General features: G+C 71.9%; 20 protein-coding genes. 15 read left to right on the forward strand and 5 right to left on the reverse strand.

What is annotated here, in order from left to right; all coding sequences use genetic code 11:
* Positions 1-8: 8 nt before the first annotated feature.
* The gene (locus ABKA17_RS21610) at positions 9-2309 is read right to left on the reverse strand and encodes an FdhF/YdeP family oxidoreductase (protein WP_353693798.1); all 2301 of its coding nucleotides are present in this window, start codon (positions 2307-2309) and stop codon (positions 9-11) included.
* Between the two features lie 154 nt (positions 2310-2463).
* On the opposite strand from ABKA17_RS21610, the gene ABKA17_RS21615 reads away from it, so the two are divergent.
* The 8 genes from ABKA17_RS21615 to mftF all read left to right on the forward strand — a co-directional run bounded on the left by ABKA17_RS21615 (position 2464) and on the right by mftF (position 9422).
* Positions 2464-3378 (forward strand): LysR family transcriptional regulator, encoded by a 915-nt coding sequence (locus ABKA17_RS21615; protein WP_353693799.1) that lies wholly within the window; start codon positions 2464-2466, stop codon positions 3376-3378.
* A gap of 266 nt (positions 3379-3644) precedes the next feature.
* Positions 3645-4277, forward strand: a complete 633-nt coding sequence (mftR, locus tag ABKA17_RS21620; RefSeq protein WP_353693800.1) for a mycofactocin system transcriptional regulator MftR — start codon at positions 3645-3647, stop codon at positions 4275-4277.
* Between the two features lie 150 nt (positions 4278-4427).
* Complete coding sequence (gene mftA, locus ABKA17_RS21625) at positions 4428-4577, forward strand: mycofactocin precursor MftA (RefSeq protein WP_353693801.1); 150 nt, start codon at positions 4428-4430, stop codon at positions 4575-4577.
* A 20-nt stretch (positions 4578-4597) separates the two neighbouring features.
* Entirely contained in the window at positions 4598-4864 is a 267-nt protein-coding gene (gene mftB / locus ABKA17_RS21630; protein ID WP_353694226.1) for a mycofactocin biosynthesis chaperone MftB, read from the forward strand.
* Complete coding sequence (gene mftC, locus ABKA17_RS21635; RefSeq protein ID WP_353693802.1) at positions 4861-6063, forward strand: mycofactocin radical SAM maturase; 1203 nt, start codon at positions 4861-4863, stop codon at positions 6061-6063. Before mftB ends, mftC begins: the two co-directional genes overlap by 4 nt.
* Positions 6056-7267 carry a pre-mycofactocin synthase MftD gene (gene mftD / locus ABKA17_RS21640; protein WP_353693803.1) on the forward strand — a complete coding sequence of 404 codons (1212 nt, stop codon included), beginning with the start codon at positions 6056-6058 and terminating at the stop codon, positions 7265-7267. Before mftC ends, mftD begins: the two co-directional genes overlap by 8 nt.
* Before the next feature lie 2 nt (positions 7268-7269).
* Positions 7270-7992, forward strand: a complete 723-nt coding sequence (gene mftE / locus ABKA17_RS21645; RefSeq protein ID WP_353693804.1) for a mycofactocin biosynthesis peptidyl-dipeptidase MftE — start codon at positions 7270-7272, stop codon at positions 7990-7992.
* A complete protein-coding gene (mftF, locus tag ABKA17_RS21650; RefSeq protein ID WP_353693805.1) occupies positions 7989-9422 on the forward strand; it encodes a mycofactocin biosynthesis glycosyltransferase MftF in 1434 nt (477 codons plus the stop codon). The genes mftE and mftF overlap by 4 nt, the downstream gene beginning before the upstream one ends.
* Here the strand turns inward: mftF and ABKA17_RS21655 are convergent.
* Both ABKA17_RS21655 and ABKA17_RS21660 read right to left on the reverse strand, forming a co-directional pair.
* The gene (locus ABKA17_RS21655) at positions 9370-9624 is read right to left on the reverse strand and encodes an EF-hand domain-containing protein (RefSeq protein WP_353693806.1); all 255 of its coding nucleotides are present in this window, start codon (positions 9622-9624) and stop codon (positions 9370-9372) included. The two genes, mftF and ABKA17_RS21655, sit on opposite strands and share 53 nt — an antisense overlap.
* A gap of 30 nt (positions 9625-9654) precedes the next feature.
* Complete coding sequence (locus tag ABKA17_RS21660) at positions 9655-10590, reverse strand: NAD(P)-dependent oxidoreductase (protein ID WP_353693807.1); 936 nt, start codon at positions 10588-10590, stop codon at positions 9655-9657.
* Between the two features lie 131 nt (positions 10591-10721).
* On the opposite strand from ABKA17_RS21660, the gene ABKA17_RS21665 reads away from it, so the two are divergent.
* Complete coding sequence (locus ABKA17_RS21665; RefSeq protein WP_353693808.1) at positions 10722-11306, forward strand: TetR/AcrR family transcriptional regulator; 585 nt, start codon at positions 10722-10724, stop codon at positions 11304-11306.
* A gap of 9 nt (positions 11307-11315) precedes the next feature.
* The gene (locus ABKA17_RS21670; RefSeq protein ID WP_353693809.1) at positions 11316-12119 is read left to right on the forward strand and encodes a methyltransferase domain-containing protein; all 804 of its coding nucleotides are present in this window, start codon (positions 11316-11318) and stop codon (positions 12117-12119) included.
* A gap of 18 nt (positions 12120-12137) precedes the next feature.
* Here ABKA17_RS21670 and ABKA17_RS21675 read toward each other — a convergent pair whose 3' ends face one another.
* Both ABKA17_RS21675 and ABKA17_RS21680 read right to left on the reverse strand, forming a co-directional pair.
* Positions 12138-13421 carry a cytochrome P450 gene (locus ABKA17_RS21675; RefSeq protein ID WP_353693810.1) on the reverse strand — a complete coding sequence of 428 codons (1284 nt, stop codon included), beginning with the start codon at positions 13419-13421 and terminating at the stop codon, positions 12138-12140.
* 16 nt (positions 13422-13437) lie between these two features.
* Entirely contained in the window at positions 13438-14802 is a 1365-nt protein-coding gene (locus ABKA17_RS21680) for a glutamine synthetase family protein (protein ID WP_353693811.1), read from the reverse strand.
* Positions 14803-15095: 293 nt separating this feature from the next.
* Between ABKA17_RS21680 and ABKA17_RS21685 the strand changes: the two genes are divergently transcribed.
* The 5 genes from ABKA17_RS21685 to ABKA17_RS21705 are packed head-to-tail and all read left to right on the forward strand — an operon-like array spanning position 15096 to position 19741.
* Positions 15096-15284: a ferredoxin gene (locus ABKA17_RS21685; protein WP_353693812.1), complete on the forward strand. Its 189-nt coding sequence runs from the start codon at positions 15096-15098 to the stop codon at positions 15282-15284.
* 5 nt (positions 15285-15289) lie between these two features.
* Positions 15290-16498 (forward strand): NAD(P)/FAD-dependent oxidoreductase, encoded by a 1209-nt coding sequence (locus tag ABKA17_RS21690; protein ID WP_353693813.1) that lies wholly within the window; start codon positions 15290-15292, stop codon positions 16496-16498.
* A gap of 12 nt (positions 16499-16510) precedes the next feature.
* A complete protein-coding gene (locus ABKA17_RS21695; protein WP_353693814.1) occupies positions 16511-17317 on the forward strand; it encodes an acetoacetate decarboxylase family protein in 807 nt (268 codons plus the stop codon).
* 38 nt (positions 17318-17355) lie between these two features.
* On the forward strand, positions 17356-18822 hold the full coding sequence (locus ABKA17_RS21700; protein ID WP_353693815.1) for an aldehyde dehydrogenase: 1467 nt from the start codon (positions 17356-17358) through the stop codon (positions 18820-18822).
* The gene (locus ABKA17_RS21705) at positions 18815-19741 is read left to right on the forward strand and encodes a 3,4-dihydroxyphenylacetate 2,3-dioxygenase (protein ID WP_353693816.1); all 927 of its coding nucleotides are present in this window, start codon (positions 18815-18817) and stop codon (positions 19739-19741) included. The genes ABKA17_RS21700 and ABKA17_RS21705 overlap by 8 nt, the downstream gene beginning before the upstream one ends.
* Positions 19742-19746: the final 5 nt, after the last annotated feature.

The following is a 19746-nucleotide window of genomic DNA, read 5'->3' on the forward strand; positions in this document are numbered from 1 at the left end:
CGGCGGCGCTACGACGTCGGCGCCGGCCTCGCCTCCAGCCGTACGACCACGCTCTTCGAGGTCGGGGTGTTGCTGATGTCCGCGACGCTGTCGAGCGGGACCAGGACGTTGGTCTCCGGGTAGTACGCGGCGGCCGAACCCGGGGGAGTGGGGTAGGCGACGACCCGGAAGGCGTCCGCGCGGCGCTCCGAGCCGTCGGACCAGACGCTGACCAGATCCACGAGACCGCCGTCCGTAAGCGAGAGGTCGGCGAGGTCCGCGGAGTTCACCAGGACGACGCGGCGGCCGCCCTTGATGCCGCGGTAGCGGTCGTCCATGGCGTAGGGGATCGTGTTCCACTGGTCGTGCGAGCGCAGAGTCTGAAGGATCAGATGGCCCTTCGGCGCCCGGAGCATGGTGAAGTCGTTGACGGTGAAGACGGCCTTCCCGCTGGGCGTACGGAACACCCGGTCGTTGACCGGGTTGGGCAGCCGGAAGCCACCGGGGCGCCGTACCCGCTCGTTGAAGTCCTCGAAGCCCTCGACGACTCGGGCGATCCGCTCGCGCACCAGGTCGTAGTCGGCCTCGAAGTCCGCCCAGGCGATGTCCGGTTCGCCGCCGAGCACCCGGCGGGCGAGACGGCTGATGATGGCGACCTCGCTCAGCAGCCGCGCGGACGCGGGGGCGAGCCGGCCGCGGGTGGCGTGGACCTCGCTCATGGAGTCCTCGACCGTCATGAACTGCTCCCCGCCCGCCTGGACGTCGCGGTCGCTGCGGCCGAGCGTGGGCAGGATCAGTGCCGTGCGGCCGCACACCGTGTGCGAGCGGTTCAGCTTCGTCGAGATGTGCGCCGTCAGACGGCAGTTGCGCATGGCGCGCTCGGTGACGTCGCTGTCGGGCGAGGCCCGCACGAAGTTGCCCGCCACCCCGAGGAAGACCTTGGCCCGCCCGGCGAGCATGGCCCGGATCGAGTCGACGGAGTCCAGGCCGTGCGCTGTCGGCGGAGTGAACCGGAACTCGTCCCCCAGCCGGTCCAGGAACGCCTGCGGCATCCGCTCCCAGATGCCCATCGTGCGGTCACCCTGGACGTTGCTGTGCCCGCGCACCGGGCACACTCCCGCGCCGGACCGGCCGATGTTGCCGCGCAGCAGCAGGAAGTTGACGACCTCCCGGATGGTGGGCACGCCGTGCTTGTGCTGGGTCAGGCCCATGGCCCAGCAGACGATGACACTGCGGCTGGCCAGGACCCGCTCGTGGACCCGCTCGATCTCGTCCTGGCTCAGCCCCGTGGCCTCGAGGACCTCGTCCCACGACGTGGTGGCGCGCAGCTGCTCGGCGAAGGCCTCGTAGCCGGTGGTGTGCGCCTCGATGAACTCCCGGTCCAGGACGGTGCCCGGCTCCTTGTCCTCGGCCTCCAGCAGCATCAGGTTCAGCGCCTGGAAGAGCGCCAGGTCGCCGCCGGGCCGGATCTGGAGGAACTGGTCGGCGAGGGCCGTGCCCCGGCCGATCACGCCCCGCGCCTTCTGCGGGTTCTTGAAGCGCATCAGCCCGGCCTCGGGCAGCGGATTGACGGCGACGACGCTGCCGCCGCGGCGCTTGGTCTCCTCCAGCGCGGACAGCATCCGCGGATGGTTGGTGCCGGGGTTCTGGCCGACGACGAACACCAGGTCGGCGTCGTACAGGTCGTCGAGGCTGACGCTGCCCTTGCCGATGCCGAGGGTCTCGCCGAGCGCGGAGCCGCTGGACTCGTGGCACATGTTGGAGCAGTCGGGGAGGTTGTTGGTGCCGAAGGCCCGCGCGAACAGCTGGAGCAGGAACGCCGGTTCGTTGGCCAGCCGACCGGAGGTGTAGAACAGCGCCTCGTCCGGGTGGTCCAGGGCACGCAGTTCCTCGGCGAGCAGCTCCAGCGCCTCGTCCCAGCCGATGGGCTCGTAGTGCTCCGCGCCCTCCCGCAGCACCATCGGCTCGGTCAGCCGGCCCTGCTGGTTGAGCCAGTAGTCCGACTTACGGCTCAGCTCGTCGACGGAGTACGTCCGGAAGAACTCGGCGGTCACCCGCCGCGAGGTCGCCTCGTCGCTGATGTGCTTGGCGCCGTTCTCGCAGTACTCGTTGAGATGCCGCTCGCCCGGCGCCGGCTCCGGCCAGGCACAGCCGGGGCAGTCGATCCCCTTCGCCTGGTTGATGTTGAGCAGGGTCAGCGCGGTGCGCCGGGGCGAGGTCTGGCCCAGCGCATACGTCAGGGCGTGCGCCACGCCGGGCACGCCCGCCGCCCAGGTCTTGGGAGCCGTCACCGACAGCTCGCCCTCATCCGGTTCGTCGATGTCCCGCACCGAGCACCACGCCCTCTCCCAGCCGATCGCCCCTCACTCTTCGCCAGTACATCGCCCCAGGTCAAAGCGGTAGTTGTTATCGCGTGATAGGCCGTACCGATCACACCGGCGGAGCCTTCTGTCCCGTTCGCGCGAAGCGGTGGATCATTGGGGCGTGCTGCTCCGTCAACTCGAGTACCTCGTCGCCCTCGCCCGGGTCCGCCACTTCGCCAAGGCGGCGCAGGCCTGCTACGTCTCCCAGCCGGCCCTGTCCGAGGGCATCCGGAAGCTGGAGGAGGAACTCGGCATCCCCCTGGTCCGGCGGGGGCGCCGGTTCGACGGGCTGACCCCGGAGGGCGAGCGGGTCGTCCTGTGGGCGCAGCGGATCCTCGCCGACCGTGACGCCATGGAGAGCGAGATCCAGGCACTGCGGGCGGGCCTCAGCGGCCGGCTGCGGATCGGGACCGTACCCACGGCCTCCACGGCGGTGGGCCTGCTGACCCAGCCGTTCTGCGCCGCCAACCCGCTCGCCACCGTCCAGGTCTTCACCGACCTGCGGGCCGAGGACATCGTGGACCGGCTGCGCGCCTACGAGCTCGACGCCGCCGTGACCTACCAGAGCTCCGTCGCGGAGTACGACTTCAAGTTCGTCCCGCTGTACCGGGAGCGCCATGTCCTGCTGACCCAGCGGTCCGCCCCCGACGCCGGACTCGGCGAGATCTCCTGGGAGGAGGCGGCCCAGTACCCCCTGTGTCTGCTCGACCCGATGATGCAGGGGCGCCAGATCCTCGACGCGGTCTTCGCGGCCGTGGGCGTCTCGGTCACCCCGCGCGTCGAGACCGACTCGATCGGCTCCCTGTTCGCCCAGGTCAGGGCCGGACAGTGGGCGAGCATCGTGCCGTACGCCTGGCTGCACGTCTTCGGTGTCCCCGCGGGGATGCACGCCGTACCCCTGGTCCGCCCGGTCCGCTCGGAACAGATCGGCCTGGTCCTGCCAGCCCGCGAGCCCGTCTCGGTGATCGGCCAGGCACTGATCGACGTGGTGGGCAGGTCCGGGATCTCGGCGGCCCTGGAACGGCTGCCCGACTAAGCGCTCCGCTGGAAGTGGCGCGTGGTGCCGTCGTTCGGCTGCGGCGCCGTTGTGGCTGGTCGCGCCCACGCGGCGGAGTCGCATATGTCACAGCCCCGCGCCCCTTGAGGGCGTTGCCGAACCGTGGTCGACGTCGCCCAGCCTGCTCAGGGCCCGGACCGTGACTCGGGTGCCCGCCGGCTCCAGTGCGAGGATGACGGACCACGGCGTGCGGGCTGGGGCCCTGCTGATGGATCAGCGCGGGCCGAGGAGGAGGGGGAGCACGGATGGAGTCGCTGCCGAACGGGCCGGCGGACTGTGCGGGGTCCGCCCGGACGGGCCGGCCGCGCGCCACGTCGCGGGCGGTGCTGGAGCGACTGGGCTTCGAGCTGTTCGCGCGGCAGGGCTTCGACGGCACGACGGTCGACGACATCGCCGACGTGGCGGGGATCGGCCGGCGCACCTTCTTCCGCTACTTCGCCTCCAAGAACGACCTCGTGTGGGGCGACTTCGAAGAGCAACTGGCCAGGCTCGACACACTGTTGAAGGCGGCAGAGCCGAGCACCTCGATGATGGACGCGCTGCGCGAGGCCGTCGTCGAGTTCAACCGCTTCGACCCGGCGGAGGTGCCCTGGCACCGGCAGCGCATGGCACTCATCCTGCGCGTGCCGACCCTCCAGGCGGACTCGGCCGTGCGCTACGCCTCCTGGCGGACCCTGGTCACCGAGTTCGCCGCCCGGCGCCTGGACCTTCCCGCCTCCGACCTGCTGCCCCGGCTGATCGGCAGCACGGTCCTGGCCGCGTGCGTCGCCGCCTACGAGCAGTGGCTGACCGACGAGGACGCCGACCTGAGCGGCCTGCTGGATCAGGCGATACGGCAGCTGGCGGCCGGATACGGCGAGCTCGGCGCCCGCGCGTAGTTCGACTCTTGGCGTGGGCGGCCTCACCGGCATGCCTTTGCCCCGGTGCCGGACGTACAACTGGCCGACGCCGCAGACCCCTTCACTTTTGACACCGTGTGCCATTAGTCTCCCGGGCATCCGAGAGGAACGGTCTCCAGGGAGAGTCGCATGAACGAACTCCGCTCCGCCCCGACCGAAGAAGCCCCGGCCCCGGCCCAGCCCGACGCGGCCGATCCGACCGAGACGTCGTCCGACCTGATCGAAGCCGAGGATCTCCTGGAGGAGATCTCCATCGACGGCATGTGCGGCGTCTACTAGGTGGCCGCCCGGTGACCGCGATGGACCTCGACCGCGCCTGGGACCTGCACCCGCAGGTCTCGGTGCGGCCGGAACCCTTCGGCGCGCTGCTCTACCACTTCGGCACCCGCAGGCTGACCTTCCTCAAGGACAGCCGGCTGCTCGCGTGCGTCCAGCACCTCGCCCAGGCCCGTACGGCCCGGGCCGCCTGTCTGGCCGCAGGTGTCGACGAGGCCGAACTGCCCCGGTACGGCAGGGCGTTGGCCGCGCTGGCCGAGTCCTCGATGCTCGTCGGAAGGACCCCATGAGCGCCCCGTCACGGCTGGTCGACCTGTTCGAGCACGGGCTCGACGCGCCGATCTGCCTCACCTGGGAACTGACCTACGCCTGCAACCTGGCCTGCGCCCACTGTCTGTCCAGCTCCGGCCGGCGCGACCCGCGCGAACTGACCACCGAGGGGGCCAAGGCCGTCATCGACGAACTGGAGGCCATGCAGGTCTTCTACGTCAACATCGGCGGCGGAGAGCCCACGGTCCGCGCCGACTTCTGGGAACTCCTCGAGTACGCGACGGCCCACCACGTCGGGGTGAAGTTCTCCACCAACGGCGTCCGGATCACTCCCGAGGCCGCCGCACGCCTCGCCGCCAACGACTACGTCGACGTCCAGATCTCCCTCGACGGCGCCACCGCCGACGTCAACGACGCGGTACGCGGCCGGGGTTCGTACGCCACGGCGCTCAAGGCGCTGGAGAACCTGGCCGCCGCCGGCATGAAGAACTTCAAGATCTCGGTGGTCTGCACCCGCCACAACATCGCCCAGCTCGACGAGTTCAAGGCACTCGCCGACCGCTACGGCGCCCAGCTGCGCCTGACCCGGCTGCGCCCCTCCGGTCGCGGCGCCGACGTCTGGGACGAGCTGCACCCGACGGCCGCACAGCAACGCGAGCTGTACGACTGGCTGTTGGCGCACGGCGAGAACGTGCTCACCGGCGACTCCTTCTTCCACCTCTCCGGCTACGGCCAGGCCCTGCCCGGCCTGAACCTGTGCGGCGCCGGACGGGTCGTCTGCCTCATCGACCCCGTCGGGGACGTGTACGCCTGTCCGTTCGCCATCCACGAGGAGTTCCTGGCGGGCAACGTCCGTACACCCGACGGCTTCCGCGGGGTGTGGCGTGACTCCGAGCTGTTCCGGCGGCTGCGTACCCCGCGGCACGGCGGAGCCTGTGCCTCCTGCGCGTTCTACGACTCCTGCAAGGGCGGTTGCATGGCGGCGAAGTTCTTCACCGGGCTGCCGCTGGACGGCCCCGACCCGGAGTGCGTGCGAGGGCACGGGGAGGACCTGCTGGCCCGCCGCGACGGAAGCCGGCTGCCCAGGCCGGCCGCCGACCACTCCCGGCGGACGGTGGACCTCGTGCTCACCCGGCGGCCACCGATCAGCGACTGCGACGAGAACCCACTGGCCGGGCTTGCCTCCACACGGACCGGAAAGGACGCGGCACATGCCTAGGAACCCCTGGTTCGAGACCGTCGCCGAAGCACAGCGCAGGGCCCGCAAACGCCTGCCGAGCCCGGTCTACGGCGCGCTGGTCGCGGGTTCCGAGCGCGGTCGTACGATCGACGCCAACCTGGCGGCCTTCGCCGAACTGGGCTTCGCCCCCCGGGTGGTGGGCCACCACGCGCGGCGGGATCTGTCCACGACCGTCCTGGGCGTGCCCACCGAACTGCCCGTGCTCATCTCGCCGACCGGGGTGCAGGCCGTCGACCCGGACGGGGAGGTCGCCGTGGCCCGCGCCGCGGCGAGCCGGGGCGTGATCATGGGGCTCAGCGCGTTCGCGAGCCGGCCCGTGGAGGAGGTGGCCGCCGCCCGGCCGGACCTCTTCTTCCAGCTGTACTGGAGCGGGTCGCGCGAGACGATGGTGCAGCGCATGGACCGGGCCAGGGCCGCCGGTGCCAAGGCGCTCATCGTCACCCTCGACTGGTCCTTCTCGCACGGCCGGGACTGGGGCAGCCCCGCCATCCCGGACAAGCTCGACCTGAAGACCATGCTCCGCTTCGCCCCCGACGTGCTGCCCCGCCCCGGCTGGCTGTGGAAGTACGCCAGGTCCGGCCGCCTCCCCGACCTCACCGTGCCCAACCTCCGGGCCCCCGGCGCGGCCGCCCCGACCTTCTTCGGCGCCTACGGCGAGTGGATGCAGACCCCGCCGCCCACCTGGGAGGACGTCAAGTGGCTGCGTGCGGAGTGGGGCGGCCCCTTCCTCCTCAAGGGCGTGACCCGGGTCGACGACGCCAAGCGGGCCGTCGACGCCGGGGTGTCGGCGCTGTCCGTGTCCAACCACGGCGGCAACAACCTGGACACCACCCCGGCCACCATCCGGATCCTGCCCTCCGTCGTCGAAGCGGTCGGCGACCAGGTCGAAGTCCTGCTGGACGGAGGTGTCCGGCGCGGCGGCGACGTGGCCAAGGCCCTCGCCCTCGGCGCCCGGGCCGTCCTGATCGGCCGCGCCTATCTGTGGGGGCTGGCCGCGAACGGACAGGCCGGCGTCGAGAACGTGCTGGACATCCTGCGCGGCGGGCTCGACTCGGCCGTGCTGGGCCTCGGGCACTCCTCGATCCACGAACTGACGCCCGACGACCTGGTGATACCACCGGGCTTCCGCCTGACTCTGGGCGACTCGCAGGCGTCGGTCCCACGCCCCGCTCCGGCCGCCTGACCATGGCACTGGCCGACGAGGTGTGGCCGCGAGTGCCTCCCGGCGCGCTCGTCCTGGTCCCGGTGGGCTCCACCGAACAGCACGGCCCGCACCTGCCGTTGGACACCGACACCGTGGTCGCCCAAGCCGTCGCGGACCGGACGGCCCAGGCGCTGCCGAGCCCGTGTCTGCCGGCGCCGCCGCTCGCGTACGGCGCGAGCGGCGAACACGCCGACTTTCCCGGAACCGTCTCGATCGGGCACGAGGCGCTGCGCGCGGTGGTCGTGGAGCTGACGCGCTCCCTGTCCCTGTGGGCCCGGCGCATCGTCTTCGTCAACGGCCACGGCGGCAACACCGCCACCCTCGACACGGCACTGGGCCTGCTGCGCGCGGAGGGCCACGACGCCGCCTGGACCGGGTGCGGGACACCGGGCGGCGACGCGCACGCCGGCCGTACGGAGACCTCGCTGATGCTGCACCTGGCGCCGGACCGGGTACGCCTCGACGCCGCGCTCGCCGGCGACACCCGACCGCTGGCCGTCCTCCTGCCCGACCTGATCGCCCACGGCGTCCGCGCGGTCTCGCCCAGCGGCGTGCTCGGCGATCCCGCCGGCGCCTCGGCCGAGGAAGGGCGCCGGGCGCTGGACGCGATGGTCTGCGCCACGGTCCGCCGGGTCACCGCGTGGACCTGCGACGCCCGGGGCCGCCTCACCGACCCGGCCCGCACCGAGGGCGTGGGCAGATGACCCTTCCCCTCGGCTTCGTGGCCCGACTCGACCGGCACACCCGGGTGGTCGACGGCGGCCGGGCCCTCCTCGGCGGCTTCCCGACCCGGCTGGTGAGACTGACCCCGAAGGCCCGAGGGCTCCTCGACGGCAGAACGCTCTCCGTACGCGATGCCCCGAGCGCGCTCCTCGCGGACCGGCTCCTGGACATCGGCATGGCCCACCCCGTCGCCGCATCCCTTCCGCTGCCCCCCGACCCCCGGTACACGGTCGTGGTCCCGGTCCGCGACCGTCCGCGCCAACTCGACCGTCTGCTGCGGAGCATCGGCACCGACACCCCCGTGATCGTGGTCGACGACGCCTCGCACCACCCGGCCGCCGTGGCGGGCGTCGCCGCCGAGCACGGCGCCCGACTGGTGACCCTCGCCGTCAACGCCGGACCGGCCGGAGCGCGCAACGCCGGGCTGCGCCTGGTCGGCACGCCGTACGTGGTCTTCGTCGACTCCGACATCGTGCTGGACCCGGACACCGTCCCGACCCTGCTCCGGCACTTCGCCGACCCGCGCGTCGCCCTGGCCGTCCCCCGCATCGCCGGGCTGCCCGCCCCCGCGACGACCTGGATCGAACGGTACGAGAACGCCAGGTCCTCACTCGACCTCGGCGCGCACCCCGCCCCGGTCCGCCCCGGCACCCCCGTCTCCTGGGCCTCCTCGGCCTGCATGGTGGCGCGGGTGGACGCGCTCGCCGACGGCTTCGACGCGCGCATGCGGGTCGGCGAGGACGTCGACCTGTGCTGGCGGCTGATCGCGGCCGGCGCACGCGTGCGGTACGAGCCCGCCGTACGGGCCTGCCACGAGCACCGCGTACAGGTGGGGGACTGGCTGCGCCGCAAGGCCGTGTACGGCACCGGCGCCCACCCCCTGGCCCGCCGGCATCCCGAGCACATCGCGCCCGCCGTGTTCGCCCCGTGGGGCCTGGCGTTCGCCGCGGCCCTGCTCGCCCAGCGGCGCTGGTCGGTCCCGGTCGCGGGCGCCGTCCTGGGCGTCGTCACCGTGCGCATCGCCCGCAAGCTCGACGGCACCCGGCACCCCTACCGCCTGGCAGCCCGCCTCACCGCGAACGGCGCGCTGGGCACCCTGGCACAGACCTCCGCGCTGCTCATCCGCCACTGGTGGCCGCTGGCCGCCGCCGGATGCGTGCTCTCCCGTCGGGCACGCCGCGCCACGACGCTCGCCGCCCTCACCGACATCGCCCTCGAGTACCGCCGGGACCGGGCCGCGCTCGACCCCCTCCGCTACGGCACCGCCCGCCGCCTCGACGACCTCGCCTACGGCGCCGGCGTATGGCTCTCCGCCCTCAAGGGCCGCCGCCTCACCGCACTGCGCCCTCGCATCACGCTCAGCGCCAGCCGAAACGCCGGTCCACCACGGCGGCGAACTCCTCCAGCGTGAGCACCGCGTCCCCGTTCTGGTCGGCGGCGTCGAACAGTGCCGAGGAGGCGTCGGCGTCACCGAGAGCCCAGAACGGCAGCGCACCCGACGCGGCGAGCGTCGGTCCCTTCGTCCGCAGGGCGATGATGATCTCCGCCCGGGTCAGGGTCCCGTTCCGGTCGAGGTCGAGGGCTTCGAACAGGATCCGGGCCTTGTCGCTCATGGGGTCGTCCTCATTCCCGTCGCCGGAGGGTCAGGGCCCGCCCTCCACTCCCTCATCACAACGCTCGCGGCCCGGTTCGCGGTTCCCCGGGGAGCCGAGCGCGGTGCGGGTCTCCAGCGCGTGCAGCACCGCCACCATGTCCTCGCCGCCGTGACCCTGGTCGACCGTCTCGCCGAAGAGGGCGTGGCAGACATCCAGCAACGGGGAGGCGATGTCGGCCTTGCGGGCCGCCTCCGCGATCAACTGGTTGTTCTTCAGTACGTCCGCGGCGGCCGCCTGGGCGCCGAAGTCGCGGGCCAGCAGCTTGGGCCCCTTCATCCGGGAGACGGCACTGGCCATCGGACCCGCGTCCAGGACGTCCCGTAGCAGCCCCCGGTCCAGTCCGTGCCCGTCGGCGAAGTGGAACGCCTCGCTGAGCCCGGTGACCAGGGTGATCAGGAAGAGGTTCACCGAGAACTTCATCAGCAGCGCGCCCGGCACCGCACCACACCCGAACGTCTCCCGGCACATCGGCGCCAGCAGGGGCCGTACCGCCGCCACGGCGTCCTCGTCGCCCGCCGTCATCCCCACCAGCTCGCCTCGCTCGGCCGGGACACGGGAACCGGAGACCGGGGCCTCCACATAGCGGCCGCCCGCGGCCCTGATGTCGTCCTGAAGCCCGTGCGAGTACTCGGCCGAAGTCGTCCCCATGTGGACCACGACATGCCCGGCCACCCGCTCGGCGAAGTCCGGGGTGCCACGCCCCAGCACCGTGTCCATGGCGGCCTCGTCGGCCAGCATCAGGATCACGGTCCCGGCCCGCTCGAAGACCTCGGCCGCACTCGCCGCGACCTCGGCCCCCGCCGCGCGCAGCGGCTCGGCACGGCCCGGCGTGCGGTTCCACACGACGAGCGGGGTCCCGGCGCGGGCGAGGTTGAGCGCCATGGGCTGCCCCATGAGCCCGAGGCCGACGAAACCGACGTACATGACGCGCCGCCTTTCCGGCTCACCCTGTGGCCGGTCTGCCGCTTCCCGCTATGACAGCGGTCATAGTAGCCGTCGTTATGACAGCGGTCATAGAGTGGGAGTCGCACCATTGGGCGAACGGGAGACCGAGGATGTCCGAACGAGGGCCGCGTGAGCGGATGGTCTTCAGCGCGGCCCAGCTCATCCGGCGCGACGGGGTCGCCGCCACCGGCATGCGGGAGGTCGCCGCGCACGCCGGAGCGCCCCGCGGTTCGCTCCAGCACTACTTCCCCGGCGGCAAGGAACAGTTGGTCAACGAGGCGGTCGGCTGGGCGGGCCGGTACGCGGGCAAGCGCGTCGCCCGTTTCGTCGCCGCTCTGGACGAGCCGACGCCCGGCGGACTGTTCGCCGAGATGGTGCGGCAGTGGACCGACGAGTACGAGGCCGAGGGCTTCGCCGGCGGCTGTCCCGTGGCCGCCGCCACGGTGGACTGCGCGGAGTCCACCGCCTCCACGCGAGAGGCCGCGTCCGCCGCGTTCGCCACCTGGACCGGACCGGTGGCCCAGGCCCTGGCCGACATGGGCGTACCCGAGCAACGGACCGTCGCGCTCGCCACGCTCATGATCAGCAGCCTGGAGGGAGCCCTCCTCATGGCCCGCGCCGAGCAGGACGTCCGCGCCCTGAGAACCGTGGCCCGGGAACTCGGCCCCCTCCTGGACGCGGCGGTGCGTCACTAGCCTGTCCTCATGGACGAACCCGGCGCCGCTCACGGCTTCACATCGGTGGACTCGCAGACCCGGCCCGGCGACTGGGTGACCGTTCTGGACCGAGTGGCCGCGGAGCCGTTCTACGCCGCCTACAAACGACGGTTGCGGGAGCTGCTGCGCCCCACGGCGGGCGAGCTGTTCCTGGAGGTCGGAGCGGGGACGGGCGACGCCGCACGGGCACTGCGCGCACGCTGGAACGCCGAAGTCGTCGCGCTCGACAGCTCCTTGACGATGGCCGCGCGGGCACGGACACGCGGACTGGCCCGTGCCGTGGTCGCGGACGGACACCGACTGCCGTTCGGCGCCGACCGGTTCGACGGCGCCTGGGCCGACCGCGTCCTGCAGCACGTCGCCGACCCCGACCGGGTCCTGGACGAGCTGCTGCGCGTGATCCGCCCCGGCGGCCGGATCGCACTGGCCGATCCGGACTACGACACCCAGGTACTCGACATCGACGATCGGGAACTCGCCCGCCGGGTGCTGCGCTTCCGCGCGGACGTGCTGCTGCGCAACGGCACGCTGGCCCACCGGCAGGCCGGTCTCCTCGCCGCCCGTGGACTGCACGACCTCACCGTGGAGGCCCGCACCCTGGTCGTCCGCGATCCGTCGGCGGTCGACAACGTCATGGGCCTGCGCACCTGGGCCCATACCGCCGCGGCCCGCGGGCACGTCGACCCCGCGGACGCGGACCGGTTCGTCGCCCTCTACGACGACGCCGTGCGCACGGGCCGGTTCACGTACGCGGTGACGTTCTTCCTGACGGCCGCCACCCTGCCCGAGTGACCCGCGCCCTCGGCCCTCTCAGGCGAGCGTGACCTCGACCGGCAGCTTCTTGATGCCGTTGACGAAGTTGGAGCGGACCCGGGGGACCTCGCCGGCCAGCCTGATGTCGGCGATGCGCGGGATGAGCTCCTCGAACATGATGCGGATCTCGGTGCGGGCGAGGAGGTTGCCCAGGCACAGGTGGGGGCTGCCCTTGCCGAAGGTGACGTGGTCGTTGTGCTGCCGGGCGACGTCCAGGTCGTAGGGGTTGCCGAAGACCTCCTCGTCGCGGTTGCCGGAGGCGTACCACATGACGACCTTGTCGCCCTCCTTGATCCGCTTGCCGCCGAGTTCGACGTCCCGGGTCGCGGTGCGGCGGAAGTGGTAGACGGGGGAGGCCCAGCGCAGGAACTCCTCGACCGCCGTGGGGATCAGGGCGGGGTCGTCCTTCAACCGGGCCAGCTGCTCGGGGTGTTGGAGCAGGGCCAGCATGGAGTGGGTGATGGTGTGCCGGGTGGTCTCGTTGCCGGCGACCACCAGCAGCAGGAAGTAGTTGTCGAAGTCCTGCGCGGAGAGCGGGATCCCGTCGCGCGGGGTGGTGTTGACGAGCTTGGAGACCAGGTCCTGGCCGTCGCCGCCGCGCCGCTGCCGGGCCAGTTCCCGGCCGTACTCGAAGACCTCGATCGACGCGGGGGAGCGGAACGGCAGGTCGCGGTACTTCTCGCTCTCCTCGCTGTGCAGCAGTACGTCCGCGTAGTCGGGGTCGGTGTTGCCGATGATGCGGTTGCCCCAGTCGATGAGCTGCTGGTTGTCCTCCGGCGGCACGTCGAGGAGCCGGGCCAGCACGTTGATGGGGAAGTCGGCGGAGACGTCGGCGACGAAGTCGAAGGTGCCCTTGGTCAGGGCCGCGTCCAGGGTCTTGGCGGTCAGGCCGCGCAGGAAGTCGGTGTAGCTGTTGATGACGCCGGCGCCGAACTGCCGCTGGATCACGCTGCGCAGGGCGCGGTGGCGGACGCCGTCCATCTCCAGGATGGAGGCCCGCTTCTTGATCTGGTCGTCGTCGACCTCCTCGAGGTTGACGAACCTCGTCGAGGTGAAGGTCTCCGCGTCGCGGTCGACGCGGGCGATGTCGGCGTGCCGGGTCACCGCCCAGAAACCGGAGTTGGGGGCCTCCTCCGGCTGCCAGTGCACCGGGTCCTCGTGGCGCAGGGTGTGGAACATCCGCCAGGGCGTCACACCGTCGGTGAAGTTGTCGAGGTCGGCGAGATTCACGTCCGACAAGGGCATCGGCTCGTTCACGGCGGGGGTCAGGATCTCGGTCATCGGTGGCTCCCGGGCATCACAGGTGGTAGGCGTACTCGGTGAACTCCCAGTCGGTGACGTGCCGTTGGAAGCGTTCGATCTCGTTGCGTTTGTAGGTGAGGAAGGAGGCGGTGAACTCCTTGCCCAGGACGTCGGCCAGGTCGGTGTCCGCCTCCAGCGCGTCCAGGGCACCGGTCAGAGTCGTCGGCAGCAGGGCCGAGCGGTCGGTGTCGTAGCCGTAGCCCTCCAGCGGGGCCGGTGGTTCCTCGCCCGCCCGGACGCCGAGGAGGGCGGCGGCGACCGTGCCCGCGATCAGCAGGTAAGGGTTGGCGCTCGCGTCGCCGAGGCGCAGCTCCAGCCGGGTGCCGGAGCCGCGCTCCGGGGGGATGCGGAGCATGGCGCTGCGGTTGTCGAGCCCCCAGTCGATCAGCCAGGGGGCGAGGGTGTCCGGGCCGAAGCGCTTGTAGGAGTTCACGGTCGGGTTGGCCAGGGCCGCGAGCGCGGGGGCGTGGGCGAGGATGCCGGCGAGGGCGTGCCGGGCGGTGGCCGAGAGGCCGTAGGCGCCCGACGGGTCGTCGAAGGCGTTGCCGGCGCCTTCCTCTTCGGAGGTCTCGCACGACAGGTGCAGATGGAAGCCGGAGCCGCCCGCGTCGCCGAAGGGCTTGGCCATGAAGGTGGCCAGGTTGCCCTCCTTGCGGGCCAGCTCCTTGACGGCCGCCTTGAAGCGGAAGGCGCGGTCGGCGGCGTCGAGGGCCGCGGAGTGGGTCAGGTTGATCTCGTACTGGCCGCCGTCGAACTCGTGGTTGCCGGTGACCACCCCGAGGCCGAGATCGCGCAGCTGCCGCAGGGTGCGCAGCAGATGGTTGTCGGGGTCGGAGCGCAGTCCCGCGGTGTAGACGGCGCCGGTGGTCTCCGGTGAGCGGCGCCAGCCGGTGGGGGTGCCGGGGGCCGGCTCCAGCAGGAAGTACTCCAGTTCGGGGCCGACGACCGGGTGCAGGCCCTGCTCGGCACAGCGTGCCAGGACGGTGCGCAGCAGGTCGCGCGGCGACTCGGGGGCGGGCGCCGAGGTCGCCGGGTCGAGGACCTCGCCGAGGCAGGTGGCGACCCCGGGCTCCCAGGGCAGTACGGCCAGGGTCGACAGGTCGGGGCGTACGTGCACGTCGGGCAGGCCGGCGTCCAGACCGCCCGCGACCGGGACCACGTCGCCCTGCGGGGTGGTGTGGTAGACGGCGCGGCAGAAGGCCAGACCGTGCTCGCAGGCCGACGGCAGATGGTCGAGGAGCACGTCACGGGCGCGGTCGGTGCCGATCAGGTCGGGGTAGACCACCCGGACCACGTCGACGCCTTCGGCGGCGAGCCGTTCCATGTGCCGGCGGATGTCTGGGATGTCGGATGCGCTCACCGATGTCTCCTCGGACGGATGGGTGGCGTGGGGGAGAGAAAGCCGGGGTGCGGGAGAGAGGGCAGCCCCCGGTTGGTCGTTTGGTTCCGAACGATATGGAGGGGTGTCGCCGCTCGCAAGGGGGTCGCCCGAAAAATTTATCCATCTGGACAGCTATTGACCAGGGCCGGGCGGCTTCCTATGTTGTTTGAAGCCAAACGAGTCAGGGGTGCGGCTCTCGCACCCCTTTGGCCCGGGGCCCGGCCGCCTCCGGCCGGGCCCTTCCATCCCGCCGTGGCCCCAGGAGGACCGCCATGAAGGTCGTCGTCGACATGAACAAGTGCCAGGACCACGGCCAGTGCGTCTTCGCCGCCCCCGACGTCTTCTCGCTGGACGACGACGGACACCTGCTGTACGTCGCCGACCCCGACGACACCCTGCGCGAGGAGGTCGAGGAAGCGGCCGACGTCTGCCCGCTCCAGGCCATCCGGATCGAGGGCTGAGCCCCATGACCGCACGCGTGGTCGTCGCGGGCGCCTCGATGGGCGGCCTGCGCGCCGCCGAGCAACTGCGGGCGGCCGGCTGGACCGGTGCGATCACCGTCGTCGGCGACGAGCCCCACATGCCCTACAACCGGCCTCCGCTGTCCAAGGACGTACTGGCCGGCAAGGCACCCTTCGAGTCACTGGCCTTCACCCCGAAGGCGGCCGCCGCCGACGTGGAGTGGCGCCTGGGCACCAGGGTCACCGCCGCCCGGCTCGCCGAACGCACCGTCGCACTCGACGACGGCACCACCCTCTCGTACGACGGACTCGTGGTCGCCACCGGAATGCGCCCCCGGCGGCTGAGCTGCCCCGGACCGCTCACCGGCCGGCACACGGTCCGCACCCTCGCCGACGCCCAGGGCCTGCGCGACGAACTGACCCGCCCCGGCATCCGGTTGGTCGTGGTCGGCGCCGGGTTCATCGGCTGCGAGGTCGCCGCCACCGCCGTAGGGCTGGGTGTGCGCGAGGTGACCGTCGTCGACCCGCTGCCCCTGCCCATGGTCGGACCGCTCGGCGAACTCCTCGGCCGGGCGCTGCTCGAGCGGCACGAGGAGCGCGGGGTGCGCTTCCGGCTCGGCACGGGAGTCGCCGGGTTCGAGGGCGAGGACCGCGTCACGGGCGTCGTGCTGAGCGACGGGAGGGTGCTGCCCGCCGATGTCGTGGTCGAGTCGGTCGGCTCGGTCGCCAACGTCGAGTGGCTCGAGGGCAACGGGCTCGACCTCGCCGACGGTGTCCTCACCTGTGAGCGGCTCCGGGTCGGCGGACGGCCCGAGGTGGTCGCCGTCGGAGACGTCGCCCGCTTCCCCAACGCCCGCTACGACGGCGTGCCCCGCCGCGTGGAGCACTGGTCCATCCCGACCGACACCGCCAAACACGCCGCGAAGGCCCTCGTCGCCCATCTCACCGACACCGAGACCGAGTTGGCGCCCTTCGCGCCGCTGCCCACCTTCTGGAGCGACCAGCACGACTTCCGGTTGCAGTCCTTCGGGGCCCCCGTCCTCGGCCTCGGCGACGTCCGCGTGCTGGACGGCGACCCGCACGGCGATGTGCTGGTCGGCTACCACACCGGCGACCGGCTGGTCGGTGTCGTGGCGCTCGGCGGCCACAGCGCCGCGACGGGCGCCGCCAAGTACCGCGCCCAGTTGATCGAGCAGCCCGCCCTCACCGCGTAAGGAATCCCCGCCATGTCTGCTGTCCGTGGTTACTTCCATCCCAAGACGGCGAGCGGTGCCTCGTCGCTGATCCCGTCACCGCCCTGGCGTTACTCCGGCGACCTGCTCACCGTCGAGTACCGGACCGATCCGGCGCGGGTACGTGAACTGCTGCCCGAGCCGTTGGAGTTGGCCGACGAGGACCCGGGCGCCGTCGCGTTGATCTGGGCCGACTGGCAGTCCTGCTCGGAGTCCGGCGCGGAACTGCTCGACCCGGTGCTCAGCCAGTACAAGGAGGCCTTCGCGGTCGTTCGCTGCACGTACCGGGGTCAGACCTACACCCGGTGCGTGTACATCTGGGTCGACAAGGACTTCGCCATCGCCCGTGGTCTGCACCAGGGGTATCCGAAGAAGCTCGGGTCCATCCACCAGACGCGTCCCCATCCGTACGGTCCCGCCCCGCGGATCGAGGCCGGGGCGCGGTTCGGGGCGACCCTCGCGGCGGCGGACCGGCGTCTCGCCCAGGCCGTCGTGACCCTGCGGGAGCCGTCGGAGACGAACGGCTTCGTCAACAGCCACCCCATGGCCCACCACCGCTGGCTGCCCTCCATCGAGAAGGGCAAGGGGCTCGCCCTGGACGAGCTGATCGAGACCGGCGCCGCCTCCTTCGAAGGCGGCCAAGCCTGGGTCGGCGACGCCGAGTTGGAGCTCTTCGAGGCGCCCACGGAGGAGCTGGCCCGGCTGGAGATCCGCGAGCCGATCGCCGCGTACTACCGGCAGGTCGGCGTGGTCTGGGACGGCGGCCGCCTGCTGGAGTCCAACACCTCCGGCGCCGAGTGACCCGCGTACGACATCGAGGACTGGGAGATCCGGACACCATGACCGCACAGCACACCCTCACCGTCGCCGGGGTCACCGTCGACACCCGGCACTGGATCGGCGGTGAACGCGTCGCCTCCGCCGACACCTTCGAGGACATCTCACCCATCGACGGCAGCGTCCTGGGCGAGATCGCCCGCGGCACCGCCAAGGAGACGGACGCCGCAGTCGCCGCCGCCAAGGCCGCCTTCCCCGCCTGGGCCGCCACCTCCCGCGCCGAACGCGCCCGCATCCTGCACGCCATCGCGGACGGGGTCGAGAAGCGGCTCGAAGAACTCGCCATCGTCGAGACCACCGACAACGGCGCCCTGCTGCGCTCGCACCGCCGGGGTGTGATGCCCCGCGTGGCACACAACTTCCGCTTCTTCGCGGACTGGTTGCTGAACCTGGACCACGAGGACTTCGAGACGCGCGGCCACACCAACCACGTCAGCTGGGACCCGGCGGGGCCGTCCGTGCTCATCACGCCGTGGAACGCGCCCCTGATGCTGGCGACCTGGAAGGTCGCCCCGGCGCTCGCCGCCGGCAACACCGTCGTCCTGAAGCCGGCCGAGTGGTCGCCGCTGACCGCGTCCCTGCTCGCCGACATCGCCGCCGAAGCGGGACTGCCGGCCGGCGTGCTGAACGTCGTCCAGGGCTACGGCTCCGAGATCGGCGACGCCCTCACCTCCCACCCGGACGTACGGCGGATCAGCTTCACGGGCTCGGTGCCGACCGCCCGGCGGATCGCCGGGTCGGCCGCCGCCAACCTGACCCCGCTCAGCCTCGAACTGGGCGGCAAGTCACCGCTGTTGGTGTTCGCCGACGCCGACCTCGACCTCGCGGTGGACCTCGCGGTGGAGCAGTACGACAACGCCGGTCAGGTGTGTCTGGCCGCCACCCGGTTCCTCGTCGAGGAGTCGGTCGCCGAGGAGTTCACGCGACGGTTCGTGGAGAAGGCCGGGCAGCTGACCCAGGGCGACCCGCGGGAGGCGGCCACCGACATCGGGCCCAACATCCACCCCCGCCAACTGGAGAAGATCGACGGGTTCGTGCGGCGGGCCGTCGAGGCCGGGGCCCGGGCCGTCATCGGCGGGCACCGCAAGGACGGCCAGTACTACGCGCCGACCCTGCTCACCGACGTCGCCCAGGACTCCGAGATCGTCCAGGAGGAGGTCTTCGGGCCCGTCCTGACCCTCCAGACCTTCACCGACGAGGACGAGGCGGTCCGCCTCGCCAACGACACCCGCTTCGGACTGGCCGCCACCGTCGCCACCAGGGACCCCGAGCGCGCCGCCCGCGTCACCGAGCGGCTGGTGGCCGGCACGGTCTGGGTCAACTGCTTCTTCGTCCGCGACCTCCAGGCCCCCTTCGGCGGCTCCCGCCACTCCGGTGTCGGCCGCGAGGGCGGCACCTGGAGCTTCGACTTCTACTGCGACCTGAAGAACACGGTCACCGCACCGAACGGATGGACCAACCATGGGTGAGATCGTCGGGGCGGGCCTGCTCGCCCACGTCCCCACCATCGTGCTCCCGGAGGCCGACCGGCTGGAGCTCAACGAGGGCAAGGAGATCACCCTCGTCACCGGCCTCCGGCAGCTCCGCCGGGATGTCTTCGAACGCGACGACTACGACACCGTCGTCGTCCTGGACTCGCACTGGGCCACGACCGTCGAGTTCGTGATCACCGCCCAGCAGCGCCGCGCCGGTCTCTTCACCTCCGAGGAACTGCCGCGCGGAATGTGTCGGATGCCCTACGACTTCCCCGGCGACCCCGAACTCGCCCGCAACGTCGAGAAGTTCGCCGACAAGCACGGCACCTGGATCACCGCGATCGAGGACGAGTACCTGCCGATCTACTACGCCACCACCAACCTCTGGAAGTTCCTCGGCGAGGGCCTGCCGGACAAGCGGTGGGTCACCGTCGGCGTCTGCCAGACCGGCGACATGGAGGACCATCTGCGCCTCGGGCGGGCGCTCGCCGACGGTATCGCCGCCACCCCCGGGCGCCGGGTCCTGGTCATCGCCTCCGGCGCCCTCTCGCACACCTTCTGGCCGCTGCGCGAGCTGCGCGACCACGAGGCGAGCGACCCGGCGCACATCCGCACACCGGAAGCCCGCGCGGCGGACCACGAACGCATCGCCTGGTTCAAGGAGGGCCGCCACGACAAGGTCCTCGACACCATGGACGAGTTCTGGAAGCACAAGCCCGAGGCGAAGTTCTTCCACTACCTGATGATGGCCGGCGCCCTCGGCGAGCAGCGCTGTGTCGCCAGGGCCCGTCAGTACGGGGAGTACGAGAACTCCGTCGGCACCGGCCAGGCGCATCTGTGGTTCGACCGCCCGGCCGACGGCTGGACCGGCACCGGCCTGTCCGCCCCGCACAACCCCCACTCCCGCGTCTAGGAGCT

Source organism: Streptomyces sp. RG80 (assembly GCF_040446465.1).
Classification (GTDB): domain Bacteria; phylum Actinomycetota; class Actinomycetes; order Streptomycetales; family Streptomycetaceae; genus Streptomyces.

Bases quoted from the DNA above. Each gene is read 5' to 3' on its own strand.
- mftA (WP_353693801.1), top strand. From the start codon at position 4,428: ATGAACGAACTCCGCTCCGCCCCGACCGAAGAAGCCCCGGCCCCGGCC.
- ABKA17_RS21690 (WP_353693813.1), top strand. From the start codon at position 15,290: ATGACCGCACGCGTGGTCGTCGCGGGCGCCTCGATGGGCGGCCTGCGC.
- ABKA17_RS21655 (WP_353693806.1), bottom strand. From the start codon at position 9,624: ATGAGCGACAAGGCCCGGATCCTGTTCGAAGCCCTCGACCTCGACCGG.
- mftR (WP_353693800.1), top strand. From the start codon at position 3,645: ATGGAGTCGCTGCCGAACGGGCCGGCGGACTGTGCGGGGTCCGCCCGG.
- ABKA17_RS21670 (WP_353693809.1), top strand. From the start codon at position 11,316: ATGGACGAACCCGGCGCCGCTCACGGCTTCACATCGGTGGACTCGCAG.
- ABKA17_RS21665 (WP_353693808.1), top strand. From the start codon at position 10,722: ATGTCCGAACGAGGGCCGCGTGAGCGGATGGTCTTCAGCGCGGCCCAG.
- ABKA17_RS21675 (WP_353693810.1), bottom strand. From the start codon at position 13,421: ATGACCGAGATCCTGACCCCCGCCGTGAACGAGCCGATGCCCTTGTCG.
- ABKA17_RS21705 (WP_353693816.1), top strand. From the start codon at position 18,815: ATGGGTGAGATCGTCGGGGCGGGCCTGCTCGCCCACGTCCCCACCATC.
- mftF (WP_353693805.1), top strand. From the start codon at position 7,989: ATGACCCTTCCCCTCGGCTTCGTGGCCCGACTCGACCGGCACACCCGG.
- mftD (WP_353693803.1), top strand. From the start codon at position 6,056: ATGCCTAGGAACCCCTGGTTCGAGACCGTCGCCGAAGCACAGCGCAGG.
- ABKA17_RS21660 (WP_353693807.1), bottom strand. From the start codon at position 10,590: ATGTACGTCGGTTTCGTCGGCCTCGGGCTCATGGGGCAGCCCATGGCG.
- mftC (WP_353693802.1), top strand. From the start codon at position 4,861: ATGAGCGCCCCGTCACGGCTGGTCGACCTGTTCGAGCACGGGCTCGAC.
- mftB (WP_353694226.1), top strand. From the start codon at position 4,598: ATGGACCTCGACCGCGCCTGGGACCTGCACCCGCAGGTCTCGGTGCGG.
- ABKA17_RS21695 (WP_353693814.1), top strand. From the start codon at position 16,511: ATGTCTGCTGTCCGTGGTTACTTCCATCCCAAGACGGCGAGCGGTGCC.
- mftE (WP_353693804.1), top strand. From the start codon at position 7,270: ATGGCACTGGCCGACGAGGTGTGGCCGCGAGTGCCTCCCGGCGCGCTC.
- ABKA17_RS21685 (WP_353693812.1), top strand. From the start codon at position 15,096: ATGAAGGTCGTCGTCGACATGAACAAGTGCCAGGACCACGGCCAGTGC.
- ABKA17_RS21700 (WP_353693815.1), top strand. From the start codon at position 17,356: ATGACCGCACAGCACACCCTCACCGTCGCCGGGGTCACCGTCGACACC.